The following is a 17,509-nucleotide window of genomic DNA, read 5'->3' as shown; positions in this document are numbered from 1 at the left end:
AAAGCCGAATGATTCAATCATTCGGCTTTTCTGTTTTTGAACATTTTAAATGAAGCAGTTTATTTCACAAGCTCAGCTTACCAAGCCCTTCTGTTGTTTTCTAAAATCAGCATACTGTTCACTATAAACCTTACTGATCGATGGCATCCATTTCAGTTCCTGAATGGTTCCGCTCAATTTGAGCAGGTTAATAACATTGCGCGGTGCCTCGCCATGGGGCAAACCTATTATATTGGCCACTTCATCACCCAGCAAAAAGCGCATTAGCTGCACGGTTTCCTTACTGCCAAACGGTGGTTGCAGGTTTAACGCTGTAAAGTAATCTATTAAAGATTGCGCCAGGGCTCTCCCCTGCTCCGATGGCTTGAACTGATGACTGCTGATGCCTTGCTCCAGGGCAATGGCCTGCTTGCCATCCTGCGGAAGCAAGCTTTCCTCAACACCAGATAAATAACCTATTACGTTCCACACGTGCATAAAGGCCTGCTGGTCGGCATAACTAACAGCTACCTCCAGTTTACGCAGCCCACGTATAACCAGTAGTGAAAAAGACAAATTAGTACCGGCCATATCCTCCTGGTTAACCGGTTGTCCCCACTCTGCCTGCCACTTGCCGCTTTGCAGCGTATAGTAGCGGGCCATAGCATGTATTAACCTAACCTTTATTATACTGGCAAAGCCCTTTCCTTCTGGCTTAAAAGCATTAGGTGCCATAACCTCCCATACAAAGTCGCCTGTTTCTTGCAGGCGTCGGGCAGTATCATTACGTAAGCGTTCAGACAGGTACAGCACCCTGGCTCCATCGGCCGCAGCATAACAGTACGGTAACGATAACAAGCCAAGCATATTCATAATTAACCCTGCATGGCGGGCAAAAAAGGCCGCACCTTGTTGCATCTGCTTTTCATTAGCCCAGGCAGGCAATTGCATTGCACTTGCAAATAAAGGCTCTTTAGCATACTCAGGAGGTAAATCTGTAAGTTGCTGGTTATTGACTAAGCCTGCTAAATAATCTCTCAGCCTGGCTTTTTCATCCAGACGAGCCACAACACTGGCCACAAACAAATCGGCTTCCGCATCAGCTACTTTACGCTTTTCTAATAAGTATTCGGCTGTATAGTTAATAACTGATGCACTCATGATATAAAGCAATTTAGCAAAAAATAAGGCAAGCACATTACTGCACCTGCCCTTTAAACGTAATTTAATGTTTGTTTAAAATAAGCCGCCCAAGCCTTTACCACCAGTAAGCGAGCCCAGGATACCATCGGGTGTAATGCTACTATCATTAGGGTCATTGGTTTTATGGGCAAATTTTTGCAAAATGCCCGGAATAGCCGCTGCAATGGCGCCAGTGGCTGCCGGAGGCAAACCAAATTTACTGGTGAGTGTACCTACTAATCCGCCGGTTATGGCATTAGCTACCGGGCTGCCCGAACCTGCTCCGGCCAGTGATGAGAGCATGTCGCCCAAACCGCCCGAACTTGCCTGACTTTTCACCTCTTTTTCAACCGAACCGGCTATCTCTTTGTGAATATCATCGGCATGTTGTTGAGGCACAGCTGCTGAAGCCTGTGGATGGTTACCCAATTGCTCTTTTACAATGTTTAAGATCTGATCGAACATAACAGTTAAGTTTATTTACTAAAGATTAATTAGGCCGATTAGTTTTCGATTATTTAAATGCAGGAGTTGTAGCTTTTAAGACAACAAAAAACTATCCGTGCAAAAAATAGTTTATTGTATGAATTAAGCGGTTATATACTGCTGTGATTGGCATACTAAACATCGAACTGACAACATTATGGCTGAATTAAATGTACAACCCAAAAGCAAAACCCCTTGGTGGTTATGGCTCATTTTACTAATTGTCGCTTTAGCGCTCCTGTTTTTCTTTTTACGGGGCTGTGGTAACCGGGCCGGCGAACAAACCAGCACCACTACCGATTCAACAACTACTACCGACACCACTATTCAGCTGGCTGCCACGCAGCCAAACTTTGATAGCGTAGACTTTAATGCGCCAACCACTACTTATGAAGAAATAACCGATACTGCTATTACAGTACGTGGTAGTGAAAAGTATACTATTTACAGCCTGGGCGATAATGTATTGTTTGCCAAAGGTGAAAGTGCACTGCAAGGCAGCGCAAGTAACCAACTGAAACAAATTGCAGCATCATTAGAGAAACGCTTGAAAGGTTCGGTTATAGGTATTTACGGTCATACCGACTCATCTGGTGATAAACAGGCCAATGATGAGCTGGCCACCAAACGTGCTGAAGCTGTGCGCGATTGGTTTGTACAAAATTCCGGACTTGCCTCTAACAAAATTTCGGTACACTCTTACGGCGAATCTGAACCTGTAGCCAGCAATGCCACTGCCAAAGGCCGTAAGCTTAACCGCAGCGTAGAAATCGTAGCCATACCGGATAGCTTGGCCAGATAGTGCCTGGGTATTGATTTATTAGGTTTTGCTTTCAGTAAACTGCAATTGTTTTTAACAGCACTTACAGAAGCATGCTCTTAACTTAACAACCAACAACTTGATTACAAACAGCGTTAGCAACCATTAATTTAATAACTACATACCAATGGAAGATAATGAATACAGCCGTTTAGAAGAACTGAGTGGCAGCGACTTTGAGATAGCAGACGGACAGCCCGACATTAAAGGCTGGGATGTAAAAACCGACAGCGGCGAAAACATAGGTGATGTGGAAGAACTACTGTTTAACCCGCAAACCCGCAAGGTACGTTACATGGTAGTTGATACCGATGCAAATGATTTAAGATTGGAAGCACGCCGCATTCTTATTCCAATTGGGGTGGCTGAGCTGCACAAGGATGATGACTTTGTGGTAGTGCCGCAGGTTGCGGTTACCCACCTTGAAAATCTGCCTTCTTACGAGCGGGGTAGCCTGTTAACAGCCGAACACGAAAGTCACATACGCACCACTTTCTCAAGTCTGGGTGCTGCAGGTATGAGCATGGGCGCGGTAGGCTCGCAGCCTACCGAAGATTTTTACGAGCATGAGCAGTTTAACCAAAACCGGTTGTATAACCGCCGCAGGCAGGAAACTAATCCAGATAAATTATTGCCTGAAACTGGTACACCTGACGACATAAGCACCACATCGAGCACAGCCCAAAACGCCTTACCCGAAGCCCCCAAGCAGCCAGAACTTCCAAGGCACCGCGAGGAGAATGATTTACCGTAAGGCTTATAATTTTACTATAAACAATTTGTTATTCGAAACAAAAAAGGAGATGGCGTTTGCCATCTCCTTTTTTGTTTAATCTTACTTTGAACGTTAGCAACAATCTTTTAGAGTTAATTAGCTTGTCGCTTCGAAAGGTTGCTTGCATGAGCCCTAAATCAGGTCTATCATTTCGTAATTAAGTTGCGATATACCTGATGTAAACGTTGCTACTTTAAGCTAAAAGGCATAAAAAACCCGAACGTTATGTTACGGCCAGGATTATAAACGCCCAGGTTGGTGTTGGTTTGATCCAATCTGCCTGGTTTTAAACGGCTCAGGGCATCATAGTAACGTTTGTTGGTTAAATTAGCCCCAGACACATACAGCTTCAACTCTTGCTTACCCAGCTTTATGGTAGTACCAATACCGGCATTCAGTAAAGTGTATGAGGCTGTTGGCGTTTCGAAGGTTGGGTCGATACGGGTTTGTTTAAAGGCGTTGTCAACCCCCACATAAAAGTAGAGTGAGTTTAAGCCTTTAACCTTTGGCTCAAAGCGCAATGTATTGCGTAGCGTACCGGCCGGTATAAAGGCCAGCGGACGATTCAGCGTGGTGTTTTGCGCATGCGTATAATTAAACGTATTCTCGAAATGGATGAAAGATACCGGGTGTAAGGTTAAGCTGGCTTCGGCACCGTAAAGGTTGGCATTAACCTGGCCGTAACGGTAAACAGGGTAATCACCAAGATCTTCATCCAGAATTTCAATGCTTTCGTTATTGGTGTTAGATGCGTAAATAAAATTGTGCACATAATTCTCATACACACCCAAGCTCCCGGTAACAACGCCCGAACCAAATTCTAAAGTTGCATCGGCCTGGTAACTTCTTTCGGGGCGCAGGTTGCCGTTACCTATCTCATACCTGAAAGTACCTTCATGCACGCCGTTCGAACCTAATTCGGCCGGATTTGGCGCTCTGAATGCCGAACCAGCGTTAGCTTTAAAGTTCAAATTCTCGTTAAACACATGAGTGTAGCCCAAGGCACCGCTAATACTGTTAAAAGTATTATTGAAGCCTGTGAAGCGTTCTTCATCATCTTCAAAAAGCTGCTTGCCCTTGCTCTGGATATAATCATAACGCACGCCGGCACTAAATGAGCTGGCGCCGAAAGTCTTTTTAGCAAAACCGAATACACCTGTAGCATAGGCGTTGTAATCGGGTACTAACTTTTCCTTGGCCTTGTTTACACTGTGCCCAATGCTTCCACTCAAACCTACTACCGGTTCCCATCCGTTTTTATGCGGAAGCGAATATTTAGCATCAAGCGAGTAAGTATTCAGATCGAAAAATAAAGCTGGATCAGCACTTTCTTCCAATTCGCGGCGCTGATTTTTCTGATAACCTAAATCAACTTTTAACGAGCCTTCGCCAATAGCAAAGTTATTATTCAGAGCAGCTTTATAGTGCCTTATATCCTGACGCGGAAAAGCAAGCGAACGTGAATGCTCGGTTGTATACAATTCATCTTCCGACTCAGGGTCGAAGAAGCCTACATTATTTTTATAATAAGATAAATTAAGGTGCGAATAGCCCCAGCTTTTATTAAGCCCCAGCATGGCGCTTACATTAGTATTATTATAACCACTGTTTGGAAAATAGCCTTCGGCAGTTTTATATGAATAAGCATTTTGGTAAGAGCCACGCCCGCGCCACACAAAGCCGTTCTGGTTACCTGTAAGCATTACCGACGAACCACTCAAACCGTTATTGGTAGAATAGTTAGATAAGATTTCGCCCCTAACGTTTCCTGGTGCAGGTGCCAGTGGTTCAACCAGGTTAATTACACCGCCAATAGCATCAGACCCGTATTGTAATGAGGCCGCACCGCGCAATACTTCTACCCTATCGGCCTGATACTGGTCAATTTCAATACCGTGCTCGTCGCCCCATTGCTGGCCTTGCTGCTTTACACCATCGCTCAGTGTAACCACACGGTTGTAGCCCAACCCCCGGATAACTGGTTTGGATATGCCTGGCCCGGTAGTAATTTGACTTACACCGGGTACTTGCTTGGCCAGCGCATCAATCAGGTTGGTATATGCGCCTTGCAAATCTTCTTTTGAGACTACGCTGGCAGATGTACTGTTGTATTTGCTGGTTGCCGTAACCAATGTACCCGTAACAACTACTTCGCGTGCCTCAATAATACTGGGCGTTAAGGCAAAGCTCAATGCAGTAGGCGACGACAGGTCGACTGTTTTAACCAGGGTTTGGTAACCCAGATACCGAACTTCAACCACATAACGGCCGCGGGCCGGTAGTCTGTCAAAGGTAAATGCACCGTTTGCATCGGTACTGGTACTTATCTTCAATTGTGAGATGGTTACCGTAGCGCCTATGATAGGATCGTTGGTTTTAGCATCGGTTACCTTGCCGGTAAAAGCGGCTATTGAGGCATATATATAAACAGGCAGTATAAGCAGCAACAAGCCGCCCAAAAATTTTAATTTCATGATAATAGAGATAGCTGAACTATTTAATTTACTTGAATACAATAAGACGTTGTGGTTTAACCACAACTTTAGTAGAAGATAAATTAAACCGCAGGCGGCCCTCTGTTACCTGACAGCAGCAGCTTTATGCTCTGATAAATAACGGCGTGAGTTACCGGTTTATAAGCACTGCTGAAGGACCAGAAATGAAAATCATACTGCTGCAGAAATAACTGTAAATGCCCGTGCTGAACGCAAATGGGACAGTTATCTTCAACAATTTTTGACTTTTGCTGGGAAGAATAATGCTTGGTATGCTGTGTGTCTGCTTTGTGGGTGTGCGCAAATACAATCACTTGCCCTATCACAAAAGTGAGCAGGAACAACAGCGAGGTTAATATTTTAGCACTACGGTTTTTCACAGCGTTGTTGCTGCAAATATATTTTAAAAAAGGGTGTAATTAACATTTTAATAGCATTCTATCCTTTTTATTACAGAAATGATACTTAAATGAACAAGCGTTTTTAGGTTTTAAAGTGCTATTAACAGCAAACTTAAATAGCCCGCTCATGTATTATTAGCATATGGCTGCATCTAAAACACCTATTTACACGGCACTCGGCGCTAATTTATTAATTGCCATTACTAAACTGGCGGCGGCAGTATTTACCGGCAGTTCGGCTATGGTATCTGAGGGCATACACTCCCTTGTTGACACCAGCAACGAAGTGCTGCTGCTGTTGGGCATCAGTAAAAGTAAAAAGCCGGCCGATGAAAGCCGGCCGTTTGGTTATGGGCGCGAGCTTTATTTTTGGTCGTTTGTGGTATCGCTGCTATTTTTTGCGCTGGGTGGTGGTTTTTCGGTTTACGAAGGTATCGAACACTTGATGCATCCGCAGGAAGTAACCAACCCTGTTTGGAACTATGTGGTATTGGGTATCGCCTTTATATTCGATGGCATCTCGTTTATCACCGCCATAAAAGAATTTAAACGTCAGCGCGGTGATACCCCCTTTTGGCAGGCCGTGCACCAGAGTAAGGATCCATCAACTTTTGTGGTACTATTTGAAGATGCCGCCGATGTGATTGGGATACTGATTGCTTTTACCGGCATATTACTAGGTCAGTTGCTTGAAAACCCTTACATCGATGGTATAGCTTCCATACTGATTGGTTTACTGCTTACCGCCGTTGCCATACTGCTGGTACGCGAGAGTCGTAGCCTGCTCATGGGCGAAACCCCACTGCCCGAAGAATTAAAAGCGGTAATTGAGTTGACAGAAAGTGATCCTTTAGTGAATGAGGTATCCCAGCACTTATCCACCTACTTGGCACCCGAAGAAGTGATTTTGATATTGAAAGTAAACTTTATTCGCGAAGCTGGCAACGCACAGATTACCGATGCCATTCAAAGCATTCGTGCAGCTATACAAAGCCGGTACCCTCATTATAAGCAACTTTTTGTAGAACCGGTGTAATAGATAAAGGAAATGTTTTTGAACCTGGTTTGTTTCCCATTTCCAAATGGAAAACTTTCCAACATCAGTTGTTCTATCGTCTGTACACCCCTTAGCGAACGGCAGAAGAGATCTTTTGAGTTCACCACCTATTGCTTAAAAAAGATATCTAATTAACGCTTGAAACGACAAGCTGATTTTAAAGCAGCACTGGTACTCTAAAGTCCGCTCTCACGGCGAAGGTTCGGGAGCGGCTTAAATTACCCCTGCCTTTTCCAGCTCTACCTGCATTTGCTGTTGAAGGCTTAGTGCTTCAGCGCGGGCGGCCTCGGCAAAGTCGGTGCCGTTGGAGGCGTAGATGATTGAGCGCGAGGCGTTCACCAACAGGCCACATTCGGATGTCATGCCGTAGCGGCATACCTCTTCCAGGCTACCGCCCTGCGCACCTATACCAGGTACTAACAAAAAGTTATTGGGTGCATGCTTGCGTATATTTTCAAATTCGGCGCCTTTGGTTGCTCCCACTACAAACATAATGCGATCATTACCGGCTAGTGTGTTAGCTTTTTTTATAACGGCCTCATACAACAAGCCTTCGTTGGTTTGCAGGTACTGAAAATCGTGACTGCCTACTGAAGAGGTTAGCGCCAGTATAACTACCCATTTGCCTTCATAAGCCAGGTATGGCGTGATACTATCATGCCCCATGTAGGGCGTTATGGTGATAGCATCAAAATTCATTCCGCCTGCACTTTCATCAAAAAAAGCCCGGGCATAACGGTCTGAGGTATTGCCAATGTCGCCACGCTTAGCATCAATAATGCTGAGGCAGTCTTTGGGGAGGTATTTGTTAGTGGCAATTAAGGCGTGCAGACCTTTTACGCCGTAGCTTTCGTAAAACGCAGCATTAGGTTTATAAGCCACACACAAATCTTGGGTTGCGTCAATAATACGTTTATTGAATTCCAGGATCGGATCAGGATAATCGAGCAAAAAAGCCGGTATTTTATCCAGATCGGTATCTAAACCTACGCATAAGAACGATTTTTTTTGCTTAATCTGGCTAATGAGCTGCTGGCGTGAGAGCATATGCTTAAAGAGTGAATTATTTTAGAGGTCAAAAAAACTAAAAATCATCCGAAGTGTTAGCCTGATGTAAGTTTTTTTTAAAATAATTGCAATAATTAAATTAAATAGGTACTATTGCAGCGTTTCCAAAACAAATTTTTCTTGCACTAAAGAAAAGTTGTAAAATTCCCACGTTGCTTATAAAAATTTAACTGTTTTATTCAAGGTGCATTACAGCAGCAAGATTAATTTTCTTATACATTAAATAATCCTTTTTGAATTATAATTCGTTTCCATGCCTGATACTTCTGAATTGAATGACAAATTAGTGTCTGAATTACGTCAAATGGCTAAGGAGCTGGGTATTGCTGAAGCAGATGAACTGCGCAAGGCCCAGCTTGTAACCCGCATAGTTGAACAAGAAAAACTTATTGACGCAGCGCGTTCACAGCAAGCTGTGCTTAATGATAACTATACCGGTGCTCCTGCACCTGCTGCTCAGGATGGCGCAGCGGATGAGGCCGCCGATGATAAACCCCGCAAAAGAACCCGCACCGTAAAGACCAAAACGCCGGCCGGCCGCCAAGCTGCCGAAGAGGCCGGTGCCGACCTGTTTGCTGCACCCGAGCCTGTTGTACAAGCCGAAACTCAGCAAGCCGGTACGCCTAACGACGTTGAGGCAGTTGAAACAGTTACCGCAACGCCTGCTCCGGTAGCCGAGCCTGCGGCCGCTCCTCAAGTACGGAACCCTAAGTTTGAGCGTAGGAACAACCCGCGCGAAGGCGCCCCGACTCCTCGCGAAAACAACACACCAAGGGAGAATAACCGGGAAAACCCGCGTGAAAATAATAACCGGGAAAATCAGCGCGATAACAACCGGGAAAACAACAACCAGCAGCAAAGCAAAAAAGACGAGATAAACCTCGACTTTGATAACGTGATAGTGAATGAAGGTGTGTTGGAGATTATGCCCGATGGCTATGGTTTCCTGCGTTCATCAGATTATAACTACCTCACCTCGCCTGATGATATTTATGTATCACAGTCGCAGATAAAGCTGTTTGGTCTTAAAACCGGCGATACCGTACGTGGTAGTATCCGTCCACCTAAAGAGGGTGAGAAATACTTTCCGCTGGTACGTGTAGAGGCAATAAACGGCCGTGTACCTGCCGAAGTACGCGACCGTGTACCATTTGATCACTTAACGCCGCTATTCCCTTCTGAACGTTTAAACCTGTTTACTGATGCCGGCAATTATTCTACCCGTATTATGGACCTGTTCTCGCCTATTGGTAAAGGACAGCGCGGTTTAATTGTGGCCCAACCCAAAACAGGTAAAACCATGTTGCTGAAAGATGTGGCTAACGCCATTGCAAAAAATCACCCTGAAGTTTACCTCATCATCCTGTTAATTGATGAGCGCCCGGAAGAGGTAACCGATATGGCCCGCAGCGTGCGCGCCGAGGTTGTATCATCAACCTTTGATGAACCAGCAGAGCGCCATGTAAAAATAGCCAACATTGTGCTCGAAAAAGCAAAACGTATGGTAGAGTGTGGTCATGATGTGGTAATTTTACTCGATTCGATTACCCGTTTGGCGCGTGCTTACAATACTGTAGCGCCGGCGTCAGGTAAAATATTATCGGGTGGTGTGGATGCTAATGCCCTGCATAAACCTAAACGTTTCTTTGGTGCGGCCCGTAACATTGAGGATGGCGGTTCATTAACTATTATTGCCACCGCCCTTACCGAAACCGGCTCTAAAATGGACGAAGTTATCTTTGAAGAATTTAAAGGTACCGGTAACATGGAGCTGCAACTGGATCGTAAGTTATCTAACAAACGTATTTTCCCGGCTATTGATATTACAGCATCAAGTACCCGCCGCGATGACTTGTTATTAGACCGCGATACCCTGCAACGCATCTGGATACTTCGTAATCACCTCGCCGATATGAACTCACAGGAGTCAATGGAATTCTTGCAAGGACAAATCAGGGGCACTAAAACTAATGAGGAATTCTTGATCTCTATGAACTCGTAATTTATAGACCAACTATAACACAGAATGTCATCTCTTACTCAAGTTCGAGATGACATTTTTATTTTTCAGAAAAATTGGACGGCTACCTTAGCTTCTCACCATCCAGCCAATTCAATTACCATTTGTATTCAAACCTTTCTATCCAAGGTTTACAAAAATCCTGATAGTGCTGTATCCAGCTGTGTATACCAAAGGGGAAACTCATTATTGAATGGCAGTGCTTCTTCCAGGTAGTGCTGGGATACGACCACAAAATGTTGCGCTAAAACTTTGTGCGCTATCTTAAATTGGGATGACAGCTTCGGAAAATGCCTCGTCAGAAACAGATCGTCAAAAAAGAGCCATTTGCGTAATTTCCGCATCTGATGAGAGGCATTCAGATAAAGTTTAAAGCGTGTGGTCATCTCATAAAAAAGACGATACCTTTTTCAGACTGAACCCACCATTGCCAAAGTACTCCGGATTAGTAAGCCCGGTTATACGCCTGAAAAAAGTGTTGTTTAAGTCGTAAGTGGGATCATAAATTACTGCACCAATGTATTCGTAATCCATTTGAAACCATTTTTCAAGCTCATCTTTAAATACAAAGGCATCCATATGACAGGTAAGCAGGTATTCATACTGCGAAAATCGCTCATAAAACTTTGGGCGAAGTGGCAATACGCTGTATAAATCAAAACTACGCCATTTAAAACGCTCGATGCTTATACGCGCTTTATGGCGATAAAACTCCTCCTACCACATTGTACTTAAGCCATACAGCGCCTGGAAAGTAATAGGTACCGGTTTAGCACCGATAATACTGACTGAGCGATATTTTCTCTAGAGCTTTAGGTTCTTCCTGATAAATTGGTACTACTACAGTTACGAGTGCCTTATTCATTTAAAGCATTCACAAGTTTTGTTGGCACAAGACAGTACAACTAGGAGGAATACCCCTCCTAACAAATTCTAATATTCATTAAAGTAAAGCTCCAATTTTAATAATGCAACAGGCAACAACCTAGTGGCATAAGCAGCAATTTACAGGTCACAATCTCGGTAATACCAGCTGCAGTTTACCTAAAACTGCAATAAACTTTACCCATCCTTCACAATAATTGGCTATCTTCATGGCCGAAATGAGGAGACGCGTTAAAAAGCATGTACCCAACGCTATTACCTGTGCAAACCTGTTTAGCGGTTGTGTAGGAATTGTTTTTGTTACTTTACAGGATAACCTGATATTTGCTGCTTACTGCATTTTTTTAGCCGCCATTTTTGATTTTTTTGATGGTTTAGCTTCCCGCGTTCTGCAGTCGTTTTCTGTTATTGGTAAGGATCTTGATTCGTTGGCCGATTTGGTAAGCTTCGGCGTCTTACCTTCCTTTATCATGTACCGCCTGTTTTTACAAGCCCCTCAAATAGAAAGCGTAAGCCCCATTTTAAATTTCATTGCCTTCCTTATCCCGGTATTTTCGGCGTTAAGACTGGCTAAGTTTAATAATGATGAACGGCAGCTGGAAAGCTTTATAGGCCTGCCTACGCCGGCTAATGCTATTTTAATTGGTTCGTTTCCGCTTATTATTAAAGAGCATTACGCCTTTTTTACCGCTTACATTTTAAACCCGTTCTTCCTGGCGTTTTTCGTCATTATAATGTGCATGCTGCTGGTGATCGAACTGCCGCTCATGTCGCTTAAGTTTAAAAACCGCGATGTACAGCGTAATTTTTATCGTTATTTACTACTGCTCTTTTCGGCAATTTTGATATTGTTTTTTAAATTTGCCGCCGTACCTGCGATCATCGTTATGTATATCGCACTATCTATCATACAACTCAAATTCGTAAAGCAATGAAGTTTCAGGCCGAAATAGATGTAATGCCAAAAAAAGAAATCTTAGACCCGCAAGGTAAAGCCGTAACCGGCAGCATGAAAAACCTGGGTTTGGCCGAAATTCAGAATGTACGCATAGGCAAACACATCAGCTTAGAAATTGAAGCTGAAAACGAAGCAGCTGCTCAAGCTAAAACTGAACAAGCCTGCAAAAACCTGTTAGCTAACCTCATTATGGAAAGCTATACATTCAAGGTTTTCCCTGCCTAAAAAAGGCATCATTATTATTTCTTTTCCGTTATTGTAACAAAGGAAGCAATTGCTGTGGAGCACTGTACGCCTGTGCTTATCATCATGACAGCTTGTGATTTGGCGCTTATTGAGCAGTGCTTACAAACGCACATCGTCTGCTCATTGCCCTAGTGGCTACTTGTTTTGTCTTCCACCAAAGAAGCAAAAAAGGTGTAGCCGCCGCAGGAATACAAAAAGTAAAACGGGTAAATAAATCAGGCCTTGCTATCTCTTTTACAGCCCAGGGCAAGGCCTCCAGGCTAGGGCAACCCCTCTGGCGAAATGGCGATTGTAATTAAAATCTTTTTAAAGCAATGTGAAGCCCTCTCGCATACGCTAGGAATGGACTTGAGGAACCAAGCAAGGCACGAAATCCAGTTACTTTTTTAAAGCGATAGCCAATAACTCTCTCACTACCTCTTGAAATGACCTGATTTATGATAACCGGTCGAAGAACCCTTCACTGAGGATAATTAAGAAGCGCTTCCCTTCTCGGCTTTGATTTGCTCGAGCTTTACCAGGTTAGCTTCAATTAGCGCTTTGGCGGTGTTAAACCGGTCGCTTATAAAAGCCACATCGGGTACGCCACCTTTGGCCAGTACTTCTATTTCCTGCATCATGCTTTGCAAACTCAGCATACCAAAAAAGCCCAGGTTAGGTTTCAATTTGTGTGCGGCTGCACCAGTTGCCTGCCAGTTCTGCGATGCTATCCCCTCCCCTATCTCTTGCACCAATTGCGGCGTTTGCTGCAAAAACATATCAATCGATTCTACAATAAATTCATCGCTGCCATCAGCAATTTCGTACAAAAAAGATAAGTCTAAATCTGCGTTAGGGTCGGTGTTGGACATAAGGGGCTAATAATTGTACTTCAAAAATATATTTTTTTTACGTCTAATTTATCTTTCAGGTTATTTTTAAGTTCGGTTATGGTTTGATGTAGTGTTGGATGAATTAGATCAGGCGCTATTTGGGCAAGCGGTTCCAGCGTAAACCTGCGGTTATGCATTTCGGGGTGGGGTATAACCAGGTTATGCTCCTTAATAATTTCATCTCCGTAAAATAAAATATCAATATCAATGGTACGTGTGCCCCACTTCTCTTCGCGTTTTCGCCCCAAAGTCAATTCAATACTCAATAATCTGGCTAATAATTCCTGCGGAGGCAGGGTAGTTTCAATCAACAAGACCTGGTTTAAATAATCGGGCGCATCAGTTTTTCCCCAACTTTGCGTTTCAAATATATCCGAGCATTGTATAACGGCGCCGGCTTCGGTTTCAATGCAACCTTCGGCTTGCTTTAAGTAATTTTCCCGGTTGCCTAAATTACTGCCCAATAACAAATAAACCTTTACCATGTTGTAACAAATAATATACGTTGTGCTCTAAAGCATATATTGTATTCGATTATTAAGTTTGCATAGATAAATCATTTAAAATAGTTAATGAAACAATTTTTCAAGTTCGTACTCGCCACTGTAGTTGGTATGTTTATAGTAGGTGTTATTATGCTGATTTTAGTAGTTGGCATAGTAGCTTCGGCCAGTGGTGATAAGGATGTAGATGTTAAAGACAATTCCATACTTACAATATCCTTAAAAAATGCCGTTCCGGAACGCACGCCTAATAATCCGCTTGCCGGACTTGATTTTTTAGGTTTTGATGACGACAAAAGCGTGGGCCTGAATGATATTTTGGCCAGTATTAAAAAAGCCAAGAAAGACGACAACATTAAAGGCATTTATTTAACTGATAGCTATATGCTGTCGGGTCAGGCTACAACTGAGGAGATCCGCAATGCGCTGATTGATTTCAAGAAGTCGAAAAAGTTTATCGTAGCTTACTCTGAAACCTACACCCAAGGTTTTTACTATTTGGCATCGGTTGCCGATAAAGTGTACCTTAACCCTAAAGGTTATTTTGATTTTGGTGGCATGAGCTCGCAGGTTACCTTTTTTAAAGGCGCATTGGATAAATTAGGTATTGAGGCGCAAATCATTAAGGTAGGCACCTACAAAAGTGCAGTTGAACCATACTTTTTGGAAAAAATGAGCGATGCCAATCGTCAGCAGGTAACTTCTTACCTGGGATCGTTATACAACCAGTTCCTGACCGGTGTGAGCACCAGCCGTAAGCTTAATAAGGACAGCCTGTACAACATTGCTTACAATTTAAATGTACGCAACCCTGAGGATGCCGTAAAATACAAACTGGTAGATGCCCTGAAGTATAAAGATGAAGTGCTGGACGAATTGAAAAAACGCACCAGTATTGAACTGAAAAAAGATCTGAACAGTGTTGCCATAGAAGAGTATGCTAAAAACACCGACAGCAAGGATAAGGACGACGATGATAAAGGTCCGGATAACCAGATTGCAATGATTTATGCGTCGGGCGAAATTTCTGGCGGCAATGGCGATGACAACACCATCGGCTCTGACCGCATTTCGGCCACGCTGCGTAAAGTAAGGTTAGATGACAAGGTGAAAGCCGTGGTATTACGCGTTAACTCGCCTGGTGGCAGTTCATTAGCATCAGACGTGATCTGGCGCGAGGTGAGCTTGACTAAAAAAGTTAAACCTGTGATTGTGTCCATGGGCGATTATGCCGCATCTGGCGGTTACTATATCTCCTGTGCAGCCGATTCTATTTTTGCCGAACCCAATACCGTTACCGGCTCTATAGGCATATTTGCTATACTGCCTAACATGCAAAAGTTTTTTAACGGCAAACTGGGTATTACTTTTGATGGTGTAAAAACCGGCAAGTACTCGGATTTGGGAGATGTGAGCAGGCCGCTTACACCCGAAGAGCGCGCCATTTTACAAGCACAGGTAAACCGCGGTTACGATGACTTTACCAATGCTGTTGCAAAAGGCCGCAACAAAACACAGGCCTATATTAACAGCATAGGTCAGGGGCGTGTATGGACCGGCGAACAGGCCCTGAAAATTGGCCTGGTTGATCGGCTGGGTAATATTAATGACGCTATTGCTAGCGCCGCCAAAAAAGCTAAGATTAAAGATTACAATGTTGTACCCTACCCTGAACAAAAGAGTTTGTTTAAGAGCTTTGGCAGTGACGTACAAAGCCGCGTACAGGCACACTTGGTGAAAGCTGAACTGGGCGACAACTATACTTACTACCAGCAACTCAAAAGCGTAAAGCAAATGATGCGCATACCACAAGCCCGTTTACCCTTTATAGCAGAAATTAAATAAGAGGTTTACCCAAAAAATAAATGCCACCCTAGGGTGGCGTTTATTTTTTGGTTCGAATTCCGATTATGTTGTTATGAAGATAGTTTATCTGCAGAATCTGAGCCTTTTTACCCTGCTAAAACTCCAGCATAACACCACCTGCGGCCGGCAGTGTAACAGCTAAGCCACCGGCTATATCTGCAACATGGAAAGCGTTACCGCTTAACAGGTCGGTAAACATACCTTCATTACCTATTGTCAATTGCTGCCGCAAATCATCCGGTAACTGGATGGTTATAGGGTTATTGTGCCGGTTAAAGTTTATGGCAACAAGTATGCGTTGCTCAGTAGTATAGCGCAGGTATAAGTAAACACCGGGGTTAAACCCGGCGTTACGCTCATTGGCTACCATCAGTTCATAAAACTTACCTTCGTAAATGGCCGGGCACGTGTTACACAGGTTAAGCAATTTACTATAAAAGCTACGCAACTGCTGCTGACTGGCCGACAGCTGACCACCATCAAAAGTACCGCCATTTAACCATTTTTGGTGCTCTGTAACACCCCAGTAATCAAATATTGTAGTGCGCCCGTCGGCTCCGCTAAACCCGCTGGCTTCAGTGGCAGGCTCACCTACCTCCTGCCCAAAGTAAATCATTACTGGTCCATTGGCCAGGGTAGCCGTTACAATCATGCCGGGTACGGCCAGCCAGGCATCACCGGCAAAATACGGAGACGCTATACGCTGCTCATCGTGGTTTTCCATAAAGCGCAACATGCGGTGGTCAAAGCCACGGCAATCATGGTTCCACACCTTATTAATTTCCCAGGTACTTGCACCGTGCTCGTTGCGTGTTAAACGTTTTACGGCATCATACAGTCCCACCTTGTCGTACAGATAATCAAAGCCACCATTAAACAGGTAATTACTGTACTGTTCGGTCTGGTAAGCCTCTCCGATAAAAATCAGCTCCGGATAGCGTTCTTTCATTTGTGGAATAATCCACGCCCAAAACTCGGAGGGCACATATTCTACCATATCGCACCTGAAACCATCTATGCCTTTGTTAGCCCAAAAGCTTAGGATATGCATCATTTTATCCCAAACCGGCGGTATTGGATCAAAGTGCATGTGGTAGCCATTACGGTAGTCAACGCCATAATTGAGCTTAATGGTTTCAAACCAGTTGTTGATAGACGGGCTGGCTGTAAACACATCATCGCCCGTTCCTTTGGCCGGGTTTTCATTAAAATAACCATCCTTCAACGGACTGCTAAAGTCCGCCCCGCCTGGTTCGTAGCCCTTTGGTACGGTAAAAGGTTGGCTGGGTATGTAATAAAAATCGTTAGTTGCACTAAACGCCTGCGTTACATCATCATCCTCACCAAAATCGCGCACGCCAGCCGGCCTAACATCAGATTGGTAGGTACGGGCAACGTGGTTTGGTACAAAATCAATAATTACCTTCAGCCCCTGCTCATGTGTGCGGTTTACCAACGCCTCAAACTCGGCCATGCGGTTAGGTATGTTCACTGCCAGGTCAGGGTTCACATCGTAATAATCCTTAATAGCATAAGGTGAACCCGCACGGCCCTTAACTACATCCGGATCATCGGGCCGGATGCCGTAGGCGGAATAATCGGTCATGGTGGCGTGTTCAATTACGCCGGTGTACCATACATGAGTAAAGCCCATGGAGCTGATCTGGGTAAGGGCTTTAACTGTAATATCGTTAAACTTTCCGCAACCGTTCTCGATTACAGAGCCATAGAACTTGTTAGCAGTGTTGGTATTACCAAATAACCGCGGTAACAGCTGGTAAATAACCAGTTTATGAGGTACTGTTGCTGACATAATATTATGTTAGCAATATTACAGCATTTTGCCGGTTTGGTTTGTATATTGCCTATATGGAAGCCTATAAAACAATAGTCACC

Annotated in this window: 17 protein-coding genes; 7 read left to right on the top strand and 10 right to left on the bottom strand. The window is 43.9% G+C overall.

Translation table 11 applies throughout. The annotated features are described in order from the left end of the window. Window positions 1–72: 72 nt before the first annotated feature. Together ABDD94_RS07865 and ABDD94_RS07860 are read right to left on the bottom strand one after the other, a co-directional pair. Window positions 73–1,140: an oxygenase MpaB family protein gene (locus ABDD94_RS07865; RefSeq protein WP_345955387.1), complete on the bottom strand. Its 1,068-nt coding sequence runs from the start codon at window positions 1,138–1,140 to the stop codon at window positions 73–75. Between the two features lie 75 nt (window positions 1,141–1,215). After that, window positions 1,216–1,626: a hypothetical protein gene (locus tag ABDD94_RS07860; RefSeq protein WP_345948188.1), complete on the bottom strand. Its 411-nt coding sequence runs from the start codon at window positions 1,624–1,626 to the stop codon at window positions 1,216–1,218. 178 nt (window positions 1,627–1,804) lie between these two features. Here ABDD94_RS07860 and ABDD94_RS07855 point away from each other — a divergent pair, with 178 nt between their 5' ends. Both ABDD94_RS07855 and ABDD94_RS07850 read left to right on the top strand, forming a co-directional pair. Next, window positions 1,805–2,449 (top strand): OmpA family protein, encoded by a 645-nt coding sequence (locus tag ABDD94_RS07855; protein WP_345955386.1) that lies wholly within the window; start codon window positions 1,805–1,807, stop codon window positions 2,447–2,449. 145 nt (window positions 2,450–2,594) lie between these two features. After that, window positions 2,595–3,221: a PRC-barrel domain-containing protein gene (locus ABDD94_RS07850; protein ID WP_345955385.1), complete on the top strand. Its 627-nt coding sequence runs from the start codon at window positions 2,595–2,597 to the stop codon at window positions 3,219–3,221. 209 nt (window positions 3,222–3,430) lie between these two features. Here the strand turns inward: ABDD94_RS07850 and ABDD94_RS07845 are convergent, their stop codons facing one another. Together ABDD94_RS07845 and ABDD94_RS07840 are read right to left on the bottom strand one after the other, a co-directional pair. Next, window positions 3,431–5,716 carry a TonB-dependent receptor gene (locus ABDD94_RS07845; RefSeq protein ID WP_345955384.1) on the bottom strand — a complete coding sequence of 762 codons (2,286 nt, stop codon included), beginning with the start codon at window positions 5,714–5,716 and terminating at the stop codon, window positions 3,431–3,433. An 83-nt stretch (window positions 5,717–5,799) separates the two neighbouring features. After that, window positions 5,800–6,117, bottom strand: a complete 318-nt coding sequence (locus ABDD94_RS07840) for a hypothetical protein (RefSeq protein ID WP_345955383.1) — start codon at window positions 6,115–6,117, stop codon at window positions 5,800–5,802. A gap of 163 nt (window positions 6,118–6,280) precedes the next feature. Here ABDD94_RS07840 and ABDD94_RS07835 point away from each other — a divergent pair, with 163 nt between their 5' ends. After that, window positions 6,281–7,174 (top strand): cation diffusion facilitator family transporter, encoded by an 894-nt coding sequence (locus ABDD94_RS07835; RefSeq protein ID WP_345955382.1) that lies wholly within the window; start codon window positions 6,281–6,283, stop codon window positions 7,172–7,174. 234 nt (window positions 7,175–7,408) lie between these two features. Here the strand turns inward: ABDD94_RS07835 and pyrF are convergent, their stop codons facing one another. After that, window positions 7,409–8,242: an orotidine-5'-phosphate decarboxylase gene (gene pyrF, locus ABDD94_RS07830; protein ID WP_345955381.1), complete on the bottom strand. Its 834-nt coding sequence runs from the start codon at window positions 8,240–8,242 to the stop codon at window positions 7,409–7,411. 274 nt (window positions 8,243–8,516) lie between these two features. Between pyrF and rho the strand changes: the two genes are divergently transcribed. Then, a complete protein-coding gene (gene rho, locus ABDD94_RS07825; protein WP_345955380.1) occupies window positions 8,517–10,265 on the top strand; it encodes a transcription termination factor Rho in 1,749 nt (582 codons plus the stop codon). Between the two features lie 149 nt (window positions 10,266–10,414). On the opposite strand, the gene ABDD94_RS07820 is transcribed toward rho, so the two are convergent. Continuing rightward, entirely contained in the window at window positions 10,415–10,669 is a 255-nt protein-coding gene (locus ABDD94_RS07820; protein WP_345955379.1) for a hypothetical protein, read from the bottom strand. A gap of 1 nt (window position 10,670) precedes the next feature. Beyond that, window positions 10,671–10,925 (bottom strand): DUF5672 family protein, encoded by a 255-nt coding sequence (locus ABDD94_RS07815; protein WP_345955378.1) that lies wholly within the window; start codon window positions 10,923–10,925, stop codon window positions 10,671–10,673. Window positions 10,926–11,386: 461 nt separating this feature from the next. Between ABDD94_RS07815 and ABDD94_RS07810 the strand changes: the two genes are divergently transcribed. Both ABDD94_RS07810 and purS read left to right on the top strand, forming a co-directional pair. Further along, on the top strand, window positions 11,387–12,103 hold the full coding sequence (locus tag ABDD94_RS07810; protein WP_345948196.1) for a CDP-alcohol phosphatidyltransferase family protein: 717 nt from the start codon (window positions 11,387–11,389) through the stop codon (window positions 12,101–12,103). Further along, window positions 12,100–12,351: a phosphoribosylformylglycinamidine synthase subunit PurS gene (gene purS / locus ABDD94_RS07805; RefSeq protein WP_345948197.1), complete on the top strand. Its 252-nt coding sequence runs from the start codon at window positions 12,100–12,102 to the stop codon at window positions 12,349–12,351. The genes ABDD94_RS07810 and purS overlap by 4 nt, the downstream gene beginning before the upstream one ends. Window positions 12,352–12,845: 494 nt before the next feature. On the opposite strand, the gene ABDD94_RS07800 is transcribed toward purS, so the two are convergent. Together ABDD94_RS07800 and folK are read right to left on the bottom strand one after the other, a co-directional pair. After that, entirely contained in the window at window positions 12,846–13,223 is a 378-nt protein-coding gene (locus ABDD94_RS07800; protein WP_345948198.1) for an Hpt domain-containing protein, read from the bottom strand. Window positions 13,224–13,243: 20 nt separating this feature from the next. Continuing rightward, window positions 13,244–13,729 carry a 2-amino-4-hydroxy-6-hydroxymethyldihydropteridine diphosphokinase gene (gene folK, locus ABDD94_RS07795; RefSeq protein ID WP_345955377.1) on the bottom strand — a complete coding sequence of 162 codons (486 nt, stop codon included), beginning with the start codon at window positions 13,727–13,729 and terminating at the stop codon, window positions 13,244–13,246. A gap of 87 nt (window positions 13,730–13,816) precedes the next feature. Between folK and sppA the strand changes: the two genes are divergently transcribed. Then, the gene (gene sppA / locus ABDD94_RS07790; RefSeq protein WP_345955376.1) at window positions 13,817–15,592 is read left to right on the top strand and encodes a signal peptide peptidase SppA; all 1,776 of its coding nucleotides are present in this window, start codon (window positions 13,817–13,819) and stop codon (window positions 15,590–15,592) included. Between the two features lie 115 nt (window positions 15,593–15,707). Here sppA and ABDD94_RS07785 read toward each other — a convergent pair whose 3' ends face one another. Next, complete coding sequence (locus ABDD94_RS07785) at window positions 15,708–17,426, bottom strand: alpha-amylase family glycosyl hydrolase (RefSeq protein WP_345955375.1); 1,719 nt, start codon at window positions 17,424–17,426, stop codon at window positions 15,708–15,710. Between the last annotated feature and the right edge of the window lie 83 nt (window positions 17,427–17,509).

The sequence above is a fragment of the Mucilaginibacter sp. PAMB04168 genome, from assembly GCF_039634365.2.
Taxonomy (GTDB): Bacteria; Bacteroidota; Bacteroidia; order Sphingobacteriales; family Sphingobacteriaceae; genus Mucilaginibacter.
This window is presented reverse-complemented; position numbering and strand designations above follow the sequence as displayed.

What these genes read in the sequence shown, in the direction of transcription:
- ABDD94_RS07865 (WP_345955387.1), bottom strand. Translation starts at nt 1,140, where the DNA reads ATGAGTGCATCAGTTATTAACTATACAGCCGAATACTTATTAGAAAAG.
- ABDD94_RS07860 (WP_345948188.1), bottom strand. Translation starts at nt 1,626, where the DNA reads ATGTTCGATCAGATCTTAAACATTGTAAAAGAGCAATTGGGTAACCAT.
- ABDD94_RS07855 (WP_345955386.1), top strand. Translation starts at nt 1,805, where the DNA reads ATGGCTGAATTAAATGTACAACCCAAAAGCAAAACCCCTTGGTGGTTA.
- ABDD94_RS07850 (WP_345955385.1), top strand. Translation starts at nt 2,595, where the DNA reads ATGGAAGATAATGAATACAGCCGTTTAGAAGAACTGAGTGGCAGCGAC.
- ABDD94_RS07845 (WP_345955384.1), bottom strand. Translation starts at nt 5,716, where the DNA reads ATGAAATTAAAATTTTTGGGCGGCTTGTTGCTGCTTATACTGCCTGTT.
- ABDD94_RS07835 (WP_345955382.1), top strand. Translation starts at nt 6,281, where the DNA reads ATGGCTGCATCTAAAACACCTATTTACACGGCACTCGGCGCTAATTTA.
- pyrF (WP_345955381.1), bottom strand. Translation starts at nt 8,242, where the DNA reads ATGCTCTCACGCCAGCAGCTCATTAGCCAGATTAAGCAAAAAAAATCG.
- rho (WP_345955380.1), top strand. Translation starts at nt 8,517, where the DNA reads ATGCCTGATACTTCTGAATTGAATGACAAATTAGTGTCTGAATTACGT.
- ABDD94_RS07820 (WP_345955379.1), bottom strand. Translation starts at nt 10,669, where the DNA reads ATGACCACACGCTTTAAACTTTATCTGAATGCCTCTCATCAGATGCGG.
- ABDD94_RS07810 (WP_345948196.1), top strand. Translation starts at nt 11,387, where the DNA reads ATGAGGAGACGCGTTAAAAAGCATGTACCCAACGCTATTACCTGTGCA.
- purS (WP_345948197.1), top strand. Translation starts at nt 12,100, where the DNA reads ATGAAGTTTCAGGCCGAAATAGATGTAATGCCAAAAAAAGAAATCTTA.
- ABDD94_RS07800 (WP_345948198.1), bottom strand. Translation starts at nt 13,223, where the DNA reads ATGTCCAACACCGACCCTAACGCAGATTTAGACTTATCTTTTTTGTAC.
- folK (WP_345955377.1), bottom strand. Translation starts at nt 13,729, where the DNA reads ATGGTAAAGGTTTATTTGTTATTGGGCAGTAATTTAGGCAACCGGGAA.
- sppA (WP_345955376.1), top strand. Translation starts at nt 13,817, where the DNA reads ATGAAACAATTTTTCAAGTTCGTACTCGCCACTGTAGTTGGTATGTTT.
- ABDD94_RS07785 (WP_345955375.1), bottom strand. Translation starts at nt 17,426, where the DNA reads ATGTCAGCAACAGTACCTCATAAACTGGTTATTTACCAGCTGTTACCG.